The sequence below is a fragment of the Myxococcales bacterium genome (assembly GCA_012517325.1).
Classification (GTDB): Bacteria; Lernaellota; Lernaellaia; order Lernaellales; family Lernaellaceae; genus JAAYVF01.
In genome coordinates this window covers 19,521-33,130 of the sequence record JAAYVF010000121.1, presented here as the reverse complement: position 1 = coordinate 33,130, position 13,610 = coordinate 19,521, and the positions used below count along the sequence as shown (strand labels likewise).

Below are 13,610 nucleotides of genomic sequence, written 5' to 3'. Positions count from 1 at the left end.
GGGCAGCTGCCCCTCCAGGACGCAGACCAGCAACCTCATCCGCTGTAACTCCTTGGGAGTCATCGAAATCATGTCCTTCTTCATGGGGGACATAATCGCTAAGCAGTTACAGGGGACAAAGTCGCTAAGCTAATACACCGGAAAAAGCCGATCTAGCGCCACCGGAACGAATTTGCTATTTTGCGCCGAGAAGCGAGACCGGCGGCGGCGAAAAAAGCACAGGGCAAGGGAAAAGGGAGACGCGCAATGGAAATGGTGGAAATGATCCGGTGCAGTCTGTCGAAAGATCCGAAAAAGTCGGGCGAGACGCGCTACGTTCCGGCGGAGATTTTTCAGATGTGGCGGTTCCTGATGGAGCGCGTTCACCAGATGCACATCAAGGATCCGCGGCTGTCGATGTGGGTGGCCGAGGAATTTTACGCGCCGACCCACGACAAGGAACCGGCCGAGGCGGTGATCGAAATCCGCTTCCGCTACCTCGATATCGGCGAGGTGGGCCGCATCGTCACCCGTTATTTCCCCGAGAGCGAGTTCGATTTCATCTTTGAAAAATTTCGCAAGCATTTCCCGGATCAGACCCGGATGGAAGAGATGACCCGGCGCCGCGGTTTCTACCTCTCCGGCGCGTCGGCCAAGGCGCTCATCGCAAAAGGCGGTTGAGCGAAAAGCGTTCAGGCGCCCGCGGCGCGAATCTCCTCGACGACCGACGCCGCGAATTCCGAACAGGACAACGGCACCACGTTCGGCAACCAGCAGGCGACGTCCGCCGTCACCCAGCCCTTGCCGATGACCGTCCGTAAAGCGCCAAGCAGCAGTTCCGCCGCCTCCGTCCAACCCAGGTGCCGCAGCAATTCGTAAGCCGTCAGGATGAGCGAGCTGGGATTGGCCACGTCGCGGCAGGCCAGGTCGGGCGCCGTGCCGTGCACCGCCTCGAACACCGCCAGTTCGTCGCCGAGGTTCGCGCCGGCGGCGAAGCCGAGCCCGCCGACCAGCGCGGCGGCGGCGTCGGACAGGTAATCGCCGTTGAGGTTGGTCGTGGCGACGACCGCGTGTTCCTCGGGGTGCAGGATCAGGTCCTGGAACATCGCGTCGGCGATCCGGTCCTTGATCAGCACCTTGCCGGAGGGCAAAGCGCCGGTCAGTTCGGCGCGGGTGAGGGTGCGTTCGCCGAATTCCGCGCGGGCCAGTTCGTAACCCCATTCCACGAACCCGCCCTCGGTGAATTTCATGATGTTGCCCTTGTGCACCAGGGTGACCGACGGATACCCGGCGGCCAGGGCGAAGGCCACGGCGCGGCGGACGAGGCGTTCGCAGGCGCGGCGGGTCATCGGCTTGAGGCCGATCGCGGCCTCCGGCGACAGCGGTTCGCGGCCGGCCAGGTAGTGTTGATTCAGGTGGGCGATGAGCGCCTGCGCCTCGGGCGAGCCGGCGGCCCATTCGATGCCCGCGTACACGTCCTCGGTGTTTTCGCGAAAGATCACCAGGTCCACTTTTTCCGGCGCCTTGAGCGGCGAGGGCAAGCCGGGCAGATACCGCACCGGCCGCACGTTGGCGTACAAATCCAGCGCCTGCCGCAGCGCGACGTTGACCGACCGGATGCCGCCGCCGACCGGCGTTTCCACCGGGCCCTTGATCGCCGCCTTGTAGTGCCGGATCGCGGCGAGGGAGTCGTCGGGCAGAACGACGTTCGGGCCGTAAACCGCGGCGGCCGCCGCGCCGGCATAGACCTCGAACCAGACCAGCGCGCGTCCGTCGCCGTATGCTTGCGCGACGGCGGCCTCGACCGCCGCCCGGGTTGCTTCCCAGATTTCCGGGCCGATGCCGTCGCCGCGGATGAACGGCACGATCGGCCGCGTCGGCACCCGAATGCCGGCCGGACCGTAGGCGATCGCCTCACCGGCGGGCGGCGTGAGCTTAGCGAAGCGCGGGGTCATTTCAGCGACGCTCCATCGGCACGTAGGGCCGGTGATGATCGCCGATGTATTCCTGCTTCGGCCGGAAAATCCGGTTGGCCGAAACCTGCTCGACCCAATGCGCGCACCAGCCGGCGACGCGGGACAAGGCGAACACGGTGGTGAACAGGTCGGACGGCACGCCGAGGATTTCCAGCACGATGCCCGAATAGAAATCGACGTTCGGATAGAGCTTCTTCTGTCCCAGACGCTGGTTGACGACTTCCTCGAGGCGCAACGCGGTCTGGTACAACGTTTGTTTTTCCTCGCCGCCCTGGATTTCCAACAGCCGGGGGATCACTTCCTGCAGCAATTCGGCGCGCGGATCCTTGGTTTTGTAGATCCGGTGCCCGATGCCCATGATCTTGTTGCCGGTGGCGATCTGCTCATCGACGAACGCCTCGACGTTGTCCGGCGAACCGATGCTGTAGAGCATGCGCAGCACGCGCTCGTTGGCCCCGCCGTGCAACGGCCCGCTGAGCGCGCCGACCGCGCCCGAGATCGACGAATAGATGTTGCCCAGCGTCGACCCGATGACCCGGCAGGTGAAGGTCGAGGCGTTGGTCGAATGGTCGGCGTGCATGATCAGCAGTTTGTCGAACACCCGCGCCGCTTCCGGGTGGGGTTGGACGCCGGTCATCATGAACAGGAAGTTTTCGGCATGGCTGTATTTCGATTGCGCCGGCATCGGCTCCTCGCCGTTGCGGTGGCGTTCGAAGGCCGCGACAAGCGAGGGCACCTTGGCGACGACCGACGAGCAACGCTTGATGTTGTTGCGCTGGGTGCCGATTTCGTCGGCGAAGTAATCGTCGCCCGCCAGCATCGCGATGCCGGCCTGCAGCGCCACCATCGGATGCATGCTCACCGGGAAGTTGTGGATCGCCTCGCGCACGGCGTGCGGCAGCACGCGCTGCCGGGCCATCAGCGTGGTGAACTGCGCCAGTTCCCGGTGGTCGGGCAGGTGGTTGTACAACAGCAGGAAGGTGGTTTCCTCGAAGGTGCTGTGGGCCGTGAGCTCGCGGATGTCGATGCCGCGATACTCGAGGACGCCGTTTTCGCCGTCCACGTAAGAAATGCTGGAACGGGACGCGACGACGCCTTCCAAACCGGGTCGGTATTCGGAACCGTCGGGGGGCGGAACCTGAGGATTGGTCATGGGCCACCTCCAGGCACGGCGACGGCCTTCGTCGCGGCGCGCCGGTTTAATTGATGTTGGTTTCGTTGCACGAGCCGAAGGAACCAATTATTTCCGACCCGGTCCGGCGAAACAAGCAAAAAATGAAGGGGCGCGATTAAAAGAAGAACCACATCGGGTCGATCAGGTTCATCAGTAGCGGGTTGAAATCCTTGTCGATGGCCTGTTTTTCGTAGCGCTCGTACCAGTAGCCCGTCGCGGCCTGGTAAAGGTAGTGGAAGTCGTAGGACGTGACGCTGCGCTCCCAGCCGATCGAATAATCGAGCGGATAGCGGTAATGGGCCTCCCGGCGTTCCTGGGCCGCCAGAAAAAATTGCTTGATCGCGCGCGCCTTGCCGAAATGATCCTGCGCGACCGCCTCGCCGTCGGCGGCCAGACCCAGTTCGTGAAAGCGGCGGGCCCCCGCGCCGGCGTACAGATGGTAGGCGTGCCCGGCGCGGTAGAAATCGACCGCGAAACCGTCGGCCAGTTCCTCGTACCACGGCAACGCGGCGGACGGCACGTCCGCGCGCGCGGTTTCGACCAGGGCCACCAGGTCGGTCAGCCGGTCGCGCATTTGCTCGAGATTGCCCACGACCTTGGTCTCGAACCGGTTCAGGTCGGCGGCGGACAGGCGATACAGTTCGGCGAAAGTCACCGGTTGCGGATGGGTCGTACTGCCGAAGAGATATCCCAGTTCGTCCCAGGTGTCCTCGCCCGCCAGATAACTGGCGAGGTTCTGATCGATCAGCGCTTTCTGCTGCAGCAAAGTCAATTGGCGCAGGGCCTCGGTCAGTTGGGGCGCGGCGTCGCCGAAAATGACGGTGAAGTCGGCGAGGGCGTCGGTCCAGTCCTGGGTGGAATCCCAAAGAAAGCGGCCGATCGCCCAGTCGGTCAGCCAGTAGCCCCATTCGTGCCCCGAGGTGAACGTCACGTGGCCGTCGAGGTTTTTATCGGCGAGCAGCGCGATGTCGCGCCAGCGGTTGTAGAGGTACACGGGCAGGAAGAGGGGCACGTCGATGTCGAACGAGCACCAATAGGCCGATTCCGGGTAGTAATAGACTTTGCGTACGCCGTCGATCATCGAAAGCATCCAGTCGTATAGCTCGTCGAAATTCTTGTTGCCGTAGACCGGCGCGGGCCCCTGGAAGCCGTAATACATCACTGTGTGCGGGTAGATGCCCAGGCGCTGGTCGGCGACCTGGGCGAGGTAATTGAAATTGATGTCGCCGTAGTTCGGCGCGGTCTGCTCGCTGGAGCAGTGAACCTTCACCGAGGCTTCGGTGGCCGGATAATTGGCTGCCAGGTACTCCACGGTGTCGTTCATCCAGGCGACTTGGAGCGTGTCCTGGACCTGGGTGAATTCGGTGCTGCCCATTTCGAGGTTGAGGTGGTCCCAGTTCACCTGCATGATCTGCGCGAGCCGTTCCTCGAGGTGCGCGCGCTGCTCGGTGTAAGGGTTGGGCAGCAGCTTCCAGGCTTTCTGTTGCTGAAAGACCCAGGTCACCACGAGGCCGGCGTCGGTCTGGCGGGCGTGGCTGTAGTCGACCAGCGCCTGGAAATACGGCGCCATCGCGTCGTAATCGACCGTCCGCAGCAGTTCGAACTGCCAGTAATTCTGCTTGTTGCGCACCAGCCAATCGATCAGGTGTTTGGCGTAGGTCAGGTTGCGCGGCGAGGCGACCAGCAGAAACTCGGACGCCTCGATGGGGTGCATCGTGTGCACGTGGAAACCGCGCCGCGGCCAGTCGGGCGCCTCGAAGATGTCGAGTTCCTCCGGCCAGACGAGCGTCGCTTCGTCAGGCACGTAGGTCTGCTCGGGGTGGAAGAAGCGGAAGCCGAGGATTTCGAGCAGGTCGTACAGCCCGTATTGCAGACCGCGCGGATCGGCGCCCGCGATCGCATAGACAATCGCCCCGTCCAGCACGGTGCGACGCAACCGGAACGACTCGGCGGTCATCGCCGCCAGTTCGGTGTCGGTGAAGGCCGAATGAAGGATGCCCGGATCGCCCACGACGATGTTGATCGTTTGCCCGTCGGCGGCCAGCGATTCGCCCACCAGCACGCGCAGCGTCGGCACCCGGTCGAGCAGTTCCGCGGCGTCGTTCGCAGCGATCCGCGCGGCTTCCGGCGCGTCGGCCGGCACGAGGATCGACACGGTTCGGGTCGGCGACGGCGTCGGGCTGTCGTCGTCGGCTTGGTTGTCGTCGTCATCATCTTGAGCCTGCCCCGGACTTGATCCGGGGTCATCGTCGTCGCCGCCGGCGCAACCGAATAACCCGGCGGCCAGCAGCGTCAGGATGAAGAGAAACCGGATTGTCTTGTTCATCGGCGCATCCCTTTTTCCACGGCCGAATCATTGCCGCGACTGTTTGCCAGCCGAGCGATAAATATCATACTATGGATTCTGTCGATTCAAAAACCTTCGCGCAGTGAAAAATAGGCTTTTGAGGCGCGGGAAAACCGCCGTGGCGACGGCTCGCGGGAGAAACGAAGGCCATGATGGAGCTCGGACTCGGCTTGCTGGGTCTTTTTCTCGGGCTGGTGGTGATCGTTGGCGCGTTCGCCGGCCTGGCGGCCTGGAGTAAAACGAGCCGGCTGAATCTGCGGATCGAAAAACTCGAAAAGAACCTACAACTACTGAATCAACGCCTGGCGCCAGAGGCGCAACCGCCGGCAGCCGCGCCTCCGGAACCGCGCCCGGTCGCGCCGCCGGAGATCAAGCCCGCCACAGCGCCGCCAATCGTCGCGGTTGCCGTCCCGCCGGCGATTCCCGTCGCACCGGCGGCCGGGCCGCCCCCGCCGCCGCCTCCGGCGCCGGAAAAACCCGCGTCGGAAAAACCGGCCGCGAAGGAACCCTGGACCGATCTCGAGGGGATGATCGGCAAGCGCTGGATGACCTACGTCGGCGCGGTGGTGTTGTTTCTGGCGGCGGGATTCTTCATCAAGTACGCCTTCGACAGCGGTTGGCTGGGGCCGACCGCGCGTGTCGGCCTGGGCCTGGTCGCGGGTATCGTGTTGCTCGTCGTCGGCGATCAGCGTCTCCGCCGCGAGATGGTCGCGCTCGGCCAGGGCCTCCTGGGGCTCGGGCTGGCGATCCTCTTTTTATCGGCGTTCGCGGCGCACGGCTTTTACCAATTGATTCCGCAGTCGCTGGCTTTTGTCGCCCTCGTGCTGATCGCCGCGCTCGGGATGACGCTGGCGGTGTTGCGCAACGCGCAGCCGATCGCCGTGCTGGCGATCCTTGGTGCTTTTCTGGCGCCGGTGCTCGTTTCCACCGGCGTCGACGCGCGCGACGCGTTGTTCGGCTACCTGGCCCTGCTCGACCTGGCCGTGCTCGGCGTGGCCTTTTTTCGCCGCTGGCGGGTTCTCGACATCCTTTCGTTCGTCGGGACGATGGCGCTGTTCGGGGGGTGGTACGCGAAGTTTTTCGATTATCCCGCCTGGCTGCCCGCGACCGCCTGGCTCGGCGCGTTTTACCTGATCTTCCTGCCGCTGCCGTTCGTCTACCACTTGCGGCAGGGAACTCCGGTGGTGATGGAACGATTTCTGATGGCGTTGGCCAACGCCTTGGCAGTGTTCGGCTTTGCCTACGCGATTTTGAATTACGAACACGGTTACGTCCTGGGCTTCGTGGCGCTGTTCATGGCGGCCTGCTATCTCGCGCTGGGCATCCTCGTGCGGCGGCGCGTCGCGACCGACGCCAAGGCGCTGTTCGGCTTCGTTTCGCTGGCCGTGGCCTTTCTGACCCTGGCCGTGCCGCTGCACCTGAGGGTCCACGGCATCACGCTGGCCTGGGCGATTGAAGGCCCGGTGCTGCTGTACCTGGGCTATCGCTACCGCTATCTGCCGGTGCGCGTCGGCGGCGCCGTGATTGTGGCCATTGCCGCCCTGCGGCTGCTTTTCGAATATTTGCCGCTGCACGCGCGTTTTTTCACCTTGTTTTTCAACCGGCCGTTCGCGGGCGCGGTCAGCGTGCCCCTGGCGGCCTTCGCGCTCGTTTTCATCCACCAGCGTTTTCGCGACGCGGGCACGAAGACCGACCGGGGGTTCCGCCTGGCCGCGGCGCTCGCCGGCGGTTTGTTGCTGCTGGGGCTGCTGCACGAGGAAATCGGTTCCTGGATCATCTACCTCCGCCAGGCGCAAAACGTCTCCTGGCGTCCTTATGTCTGGCCGGTCGCGGCGGCGATCTGGGCGATCGGTTCGGCGGTTTACACCTGGTGGGGCTGGCGGAGCCGCGCGGCGGCGCTTCGCGGCGGCGCGCTGTTTTTCCTGTTGATCGCCTGGATCCTGGCGGTGCGGCAATACGACGTCAATGGACCGGAAGGCTACCTCATCTTCCTGAACGGACGTTTCGCCTCCAACCTCGCGGTGCTGGCGGCGTTGACTTGGGCGCTGGTCGCCGGGCGGCGGCAGCGTGAAATCCTTTCGCAGGCGGAAGGCACGTTGCGGCAATGGTTGTTTATCGTGGGGCTGTTTATGTTGCTGCTGGCCGTCAGTCTGGAGGTCTATTCCTACCCGGTCGAGACTTACGCGGACCGGCAGGCCGGCGGCTGGTTGGGGCAGGTTTATCTTTCGATCGCCTGGGGGCTTTACGCGATCGCCCTGCTGATCGGCGGCTTCCAGTACAAGTGGCGCGGTCTCCGCTTGGCGGCGCTGGCACTGATCGGCGTCACGCTGCTCAAGTTGATTCTGCTCGACATGGCCGACCTGGCGCCGCTGTATCGCATCTTCGCTTTTCTCGCGGTCGGGTTGCTGATGATCGGCGCATCCTATCTTTACCATCGGGTCGAAAAACGGCGGCAAGCCGCGGATCAGGGAGGTGCGCGATGAATCGGAGCGCCTGGCTTTCGCCGCTCTTCGTTCTGCTGTTGATCGGCCTCGTCTCGGCGGCCGCCGAAGTTCCGGAAAAGCTGGCCGACTGGCCGTTGCTCGCCGCGCTGACGACGGCCGAGGGTGACGCCGCGCTGACCTGCGCCGAATTGCCGCCGGCCTTGCTCGACGCCGCGCGGGCCGACCTGGCCGATTTGCGGTTGGTCGAGACGGGCGACGACGAAAAGGTCCCTTACGTCGCGCGCGAAAACCGCGGCGAGCGGGTACGGATTGAAATGCCGGTGAACATTTTCAACCAGGCCTATCAACCGGGAGTGAGCGCGACGGCGACGGCGGATGTCGGGCAGCACATTTTTCGCGACGCGGTGGTGATCGAAACGGCGGGCGTCGCCTTTCGCCGGCGGGTTTCGGTCGAGGGCAGCGAAGACGGTGAGCAATGGAAGATGCTCCGCGAGCAGGCCTATCTGTTCCGCGTCGATGGGACCGGACGATTCGAAAAATCGCACGTCGCCCTGCCGCCGAACGATTTCCGCTATCTGCGGCTGACGGTCTATCGCGACGCCGACGATCCGCCGCGCCTCGAGATCGAACGCGTCCGTATTTTGCAGATCGACCAAAAGGCCGACCCGCTCGTGACGTTTGAACCCAAACTGATCGAAACGGTCGAAAAACCCAAGGAAAAGGAAACCTGGCTGACCTTCGACGCCGGCGCCAATCACCTCCACCTCGCGGACTTGCGCCTCGACTTCGCCGACGACAATTTCTGGCGGCGGGTCGTCGTGTATGGGCGTTCGGCGGCGACGCGCACCCGGAAAATCCAGCGTGAGGACGGCGCCGCGCTGGAAAAAACCGAGGAAACGCCCTGGGAAAACGTCGCGAGCGATATCGTCTACCGTTACCGGAGCGAGAAAACCACGGCCGAATCCCTGAATATCGACCTGCCCGCGACGCCGTTCCGCTATCTGCAGGTGCGCATCATCAACCAGGACGACAAGCCGCTCACCTATCGCGCCGCGCGCCTCGGGCGGATTCCGGTCAAGTTCTATTTCCAGGCGCGGCCCGGCAAATCCTACGCGCTTTACGCCGGCAATCCGGACGCCAAGGCGCCGATCTACGATCTGGCGCGGCTGATCGACGAATTGAAGCGCGGCGGCGTGGGGCAGGCGACGATCGGTGCGTTGGAAGCCAACCCGACTTATCGGGCCGAGGCCGGCGGCGATCAGCCCTGGAGCGAGCGCTACGCGGCGTATTTGTGGATCGTGCTCCTGGCCGCCCTGGGCATCCTGGGTTTCCTGGTCTATCGCCTCGTGCGCCAGGCCGGCAAACCCGGCGCCGTTTGAGCGGAGTCGCGAATGACGGCCGGTATCTGGACGCTGCTGACCGATCCCGCTTACTGCCTGCGGTGGTTCCACGCCTACCTGTTCACCTTCGCGGTGGAGGTGCCGTTTTTCGTGCTGCTTTCCCGGCGATACGTGTCGCTCGGGCGGGGCGCCCTGGGCGGAATGGCCGGCACGGCGATCACCCATCCGCTGCTGTGGTTCGTCTGGCGGCCCGTGTCGCGGTCGCTACGGCTGGCGTTGGCGAACAGCGCGTTTTTTTTCGCATTGATTCCCCATGTTCTCCTGGGGGGCAGGCCTTTCGTGTTTTACGTGGTCACCGGCGAGTTGCTGGTGGGCGTCATCGAAAGCCTGACGTTTTTCACGGTGGCGCGGCCGATCCCCTTCTGGCGCGCGGTGGCGGCGTCGTTCATCGCCAACGCCGCCAGTTTCGGCTTCGGCCAACTGGTGTATCGGCTTGGATTTTCCTTTTGAAACGTTTAATGTACGGTTTGCTTCGGCAAGCACGATTTTTCAAATTGACTTTTGAACGGTGCTTCAAATACGATGCGCACGAATTAAAGGTTCGTGTTACGAACGCTGAAAAAATATTCCGTGCGAATGAAGGAGTGGAATCATGGGCAAGCTGGCAATCAACGGCGGATCCCCGGTACGCGCCAAACCCTGGCCCCAATGGCCGCCGTTCACCGAACGGGAGCGGGAAGAGCTGCTGAAGGTGCTCGACAGCGGCAGTTGGGGCGGTTACCCGTCGCCAAACACCAAGGCGCGCGAGTTGAACGAAAAATTCGCCAAGGCGCACGACGCGAAGTACGGCGTGGCCTGCGCCAACGGCACGGTGTCGCTGGAGATGTGCCTGCGGGCCGCCGGCCTGAAATACGGCGACGAGGTCATCGTGCCGCCCTACACCTGGATCGCCACCGCCGCGGCGGTCGTCACCACCAACGGCGTGCCGGTGTTCGCCGACATCAAGGCGAGCGATTACACGATCGACCCCGACATCGTCGAGGCGAAGATCACTCCGAAGACCAAGGCGGTCATCTGCGTACACCTGGGCAGTTCGGCGTCCGACCTGGACCGCCTGACGGAAATCGCCAAAAAGCATAAGCTGGCCCTGATCGAGGACTGCGCGCACGCGCACGGCGGCCGCTGGCGCGGCAAGGGCCTGGGGTCGATCGGCGATTACGGTTCGTTCTCGTTCCAGTCGAGCAAGCTGATGACGGCGGGCGAGGGCGGCATCGTCTTGACCAACGACGACCTGAACATGCAACGGTTGCACAGCCTGGTGAATTGTGGCCGCAAGGAAACCGGCTACAACGATTTTCCGGAAAACCTGGTGGGCTGGAACTACCGCATTTCCGAGTTCCAGGCGGCGGTGCTGATCGCCCAGCTCGAGAAGCTGGAGGAGCGGACGGCCCGGCGCGAAAAGAACGCCGACTACCTCACCGCCGAGCTCGACAAGATCGAGGGACTCGAGACGATCAAGCGCGATCAACGCCTGACGCGGCAGCATCACTATCAGTTCATTTTCAAGTACCACAAAGAAGGCTTCAAAGGCCTGTCCCGCGACAAGTTCCTGGCGGCGCTCGAGGCCGAGGGCATCGAGTTCGACGGCCCGTTCTACGTGGCGATTCCCGGCCGGCCGATCTTCCCGGTCACCGCGGACTATTACCCGGCGATCCGCGAGCGCTACGGCGAGGCGATCACCGCCGAACACGCGGCCGATTGCCCGGTTACCCAAAAGGCGGCCTGGGAAGAGGCAGTGTGGGTGCATTATCCCTACTTGATGGGCGGCCAGGAAGACATCGACGATATTATCAAGGCGATTAAGAAGATCCAGGAAAACGTGGGCGAGTTGCTGTAGATCGAGTATTCCAGCATGATCGGGCCTGGTTGCTGCGGCGGCCGGGCCCTTTTTCATTCGGGGGGATCGCCAGATGGATTGCCGGCAATTGGCGGCGGAGTTGTTTCCCCAGGTGCGCGAATGGCGGCGCCATCTGCATCGCCATCCGGAAACCTCGTGGGACGAGCGGCAGACCAGCGCGTGGCTGGCCGAGCGGCTGCGCGAGGCGGGCTGGCGGCCGCGACCGGTCGCCGGGACCGGGTTGATCGCCGAGAGCGATAATGCCGGCGGAAAGCGAATCGCCCTGCGGGCCGACATTGACGGGCTGGCGATCGCCGAACGGACCGGCCTGCCGTTCGCCTCCGAAAATCCGGGCGTCATGCACGCCTGCGGCCACGACGCGCACGCTGCCATGCTGCTGGGCGCCGCGGTCGCCTTCGCGCGCCATCGCGAGCAATTGACCTGCCGCCCGCGGCTGTTGTTCCAGCCGGCGGAGGAAACGCCGCCGCCCGGCGCGGCGACGCGCGGGGCGACCGGCGCGGTGTCGATGGTGGTCGAAGGGGCGATGGACGGCGTCGATGCGGTGTACGGCCTGCACCTGTTTTCGACGTTCGAGGTGGGGACGATCCGGCTGATTCCGGGGCCGGTGCTGGCCGGCTCGCAATCGTTCGATGTCGAAATCCAGGGACGCGGCGGACACGCGGGTATGCCGGAAGGCACGGTGGACGCGCTGGCCGTCGCGGCGCAACTCGCGGTGTCGCTGCGCGCCGGCGCCGCGCTGGGCGTCGATCCGATCGAGCCGCAGATTGTGCACCTCGGCATCCTGGAAGCCGGCACGACCCGCACCGCGATCGCCGACCGCGCCCGCCTGGCGGGCACGATCCGCTTTTTATCCTTGTCGCGCCGCGCTGTCCTGATGAAGAAAATCGAAGATACCGCGCGGGGCGTCGCGGCGGCTTTCGGCGCCGCGGCGAACGTTTCGTTTTTCGACCACCACAATCCGCCGGTGATCAACGATCCGGAAACCGTGCGGGCGCTGCGGCCGTTGTGCGAGGCGATCGTCGGCCCCGCGAACGTGCGGCCGGACCCGCCGTCGCTGGCGGCCGAGGATTTCTGGGCTTACCTGGAAAAAGCGCCGGGCGCGTTCGTGCTGATCGGCGCCGGCAACGTGGCGCGCGGCATCACCGAAGGGCACCACAGTCCGCGCTTCGACATCGACGAGGAGGCGTTGCGCCTCGGCCTGGAGTTCTGGCTGCGGCTGGGGTTCGAAGCGGGCGCGTAGTAAGCGCTATTTCGCGAACAACGCGTCGAGGATCGCGAAGGCCAGCGCTTCTTTTTCCATCCGCGGCAGTGCGGCCTCGCGGCCGTCGGCGAACAGAATCCGCACCTCGTTTTCCGCCGCCTCGAAGCCGATCCCGGGTTCGGCCACGTCGTTGGCGAGAATCGCGTCGAGTCCCTTGCGCTTCAGCTTTTCGCGCGCCTTGGCTACCGCCTCGCCGGTTTCGGCGGCAAAGCCCGCGATGAACCGCTTGCCTTTTTTCGCCGCCAGCGTGGCGACGATGTCGGGATTTTTTTCGAGCTCCAGGTGCGAAGCGAACGTGGCCTTGGGCAGCTTGGTGTCGTGCGATTGCCGCGGTTTGAAGTCGGCGACGGCGGCGGCCATGATCAGCGAGTCCGCCTTGGCGAAGGCTTTTTTTGTGGCGGCCAGCATTTCGTCGGCGGTTTCCACCTCGAAGCGCAGCACGCCGTTCGGGCAGGGCAGGTGCGTCGGGCCGGAAACGAGCGTGACCTCCGCCCCGCGCGCGGCGGCGGCGCGGGCGATGGCGTAGCCCATGCGGCCGCTGGAGCGGTTGGACAGGAAGCGCACCGGGTCGAGCGGTTCGCGCGTCGGCCCGGCGGTGACGACGATTTTTTTACCGGCGAGGTCCCGTTTGACGAGCAACGGCAGCGTCGCCGCGAAGATTTGCGCCGGTTCCGACATCCGCCCGTAGCCGACGTCCTTGCAGGCCACTTCGCCCGCCTCGGGGCCGACGAAGTGCACGCCGCGCGACAGCAGCTTTTGCAGGTTGTCGCGCACCGCTGGGTGGTCCCACATCTTGGGATTCATCGCCGGGGCCAGCAGCACCGGCGCGCGCGTGGCGAGCAGGATCGTCGAGAGCAGATCGTCGGCGAGGCCGCCGGCGTATTTGCCGATCAGGTTGGCGGTGGCGGGGGCGACGATCGCCAGGTCGGCCTTTTCGGCAAGGCTGGTGTGCGAGATGTCGGAGGTTTCCAGCAGGCGAAACGTCTCGCTGTGGACCGGATTGCCGGAAAGGGTCTGAAAGGTCAGCGGCGCGACGAACTGCGCGGCGTTTTTCGTCATCACGACGTCGACGTGCGCGCCGGCCTTGACCAGCAGGCGCAGCAGTTCGGCCGTTTTGTAGGCGGCGATGCCGCCGGTCACGCCCAACAACACGTTCTTTCCCGCCAACATG

Annotated in this window: 10 protein-coding genes; 6 read left to right on the top strand and 4 right to left on the bottom strand. The window is 64.5% G+C overall.

The window, feature by feature from the left end; all coding sequences use genetic code 11:
• The first annotated feature begins 246 nt into the window (after window positions 1-246).
• A complete protein-coding gene (locus GX444_19875) occupies window positions 247-660 on the top strand; it encodes a hypothetical protein (GenBank protein ID NLH50840.1) in 414 nt (137 codons plus the stop codon).
• A gap of 11 nt (window positions 661-671) precedes the next feature.
• Here the strand turns inward: GX444_19875 and icd are convergent, their stop codons facing one another.
• From icd to GX444_19860, 3 genes are all read right to left on the bottom strand, one after another.
• The gene (gene icd / locus GX444_19870) at window positions 672-1,934 is read right to left on the bottom strand and encodes an NADP-dependent isocitrate dehydrogenase (GenBank protein NLH50839.1); all 1,263 of its coding nucleotides are present in this window, start codon (window positions 1,932-1,934) and stop codon (window positions 672-674) included.
• Window position 1,935: 1 nt separating this feature from the next.
• Window positions 1,936-3,108, bottom strand: a complete 1,173-nt coding sequence (locus tag GX444_19865) for a citrate synthase (GenBank protein ID NLH50838.1) — start codon at window positions 3,106-3,108, stop codon at window positions 1,936-1,938.
• A gap of 136 nt (window positions 3,109-3,244) precedes the next feature.
• On the bottom strand, window positions 3,245-5,455 hold the full coding sequence (locus GX444_19860; GenBank protein ID NLH50837.1) for a hypothetical protein: 2,211 nt from the start codon (window positions 5,453-5,455) through the stop codon (window positions 3,245-3,247).
• A 170-nt stretch (window positions 5,456-5,625) separates the two neighbouring features.
• On the opposite strand from GX444_19860, the gene GX444_19855 reads away from it, so the two are divergent.
• The 5 genes from GX444_19855 to GX444_19835 all read left to right on the top strand — a co-directional run bounded on the left by GX444_19855 (window position 5,626) and on the right by GX444_19835 (window position 12,418).
• The gene (locus GX444_19855) at window positions 5,626-7,959 is read left to right on the top strand and encodes a DUF2339 domain-containing protein (protein ID NLH50836.1); all 2,334 of its coding nucleotides are present in this window, start codon (window positions 5,626-5,628) and stop codon (window positions 7,957-7,959) included.
• The gene (locus GX444_19850; GenBank protein NLH50835.1) at window positions 7,956-9,299 is read left to right on the top strand and encodes a DUF3999 domain-containing protein; all 1,344 of its coding nucleotides are present in this window, start codon (window positions 7,956-7,958) and stop codon (window positions 9,297-9,299) included. The genes GX444_19855 and GX444_19850 overlap by 4 nt, the downstream gene beginning before the upstream one ends.
• Window positions 9,300-9,311: 12 nt before the next feature.
• A complete protein-coding gene (locus tag GX444_19845) occupies window positions 9,312-9,770 on the top strand; it encodes a hypothetical protein (protein ID NLH50834.1) in 459 nt (152 codons plus the stop codon).
• Between the two features lie 142 nt (window positions 9,771-9,912).
• Window positions 9,913-11,157, top strand: a complete 1,245-nt coding sequence (locus GX444_19840) for a DegT/DnrJ/EryC1/StrS family aminotransferase (GenBank protein ID NLH50833.1) — start codon at window positions 9,913-9,915, stop codon at window positions 11,155-11,157.
• Window positions 11,158-11,230: 73 nt separating this feature from the next.
• Window positions 11,231-12,418: an amidohydrolase gene (locus GX444_19835; GenBank protein ID NLH50832.1), complete on the top strand. Its 1,188-nt coding sequence runs from the start codon at window positions 11,231-11,233 to the stop codon at window positions 12,416-12,418.
• A 6-nt stretch (window positions 12,419-12,424) separates the two neighbouring features.
• Here the strand turns inward: GX444_19835 and coaBC are convergent, their stop codons facing one another.
• Window positions 12,425-13,609, bottom strand: a complete 1,185-nt coding sequence (coaBC, locus tag GX444_19830; protein ID NLH50831.1) for a bifunctional phosphopantothenoylcysteine decarboxylase/phosphopantothenate--cysteine ligase CoaBC — start codon at window positions 13,607-13,609, stop codon at window positions 12,425-12,427.
• Window position 13,610 lies beyond the last annotated feature (1 nt).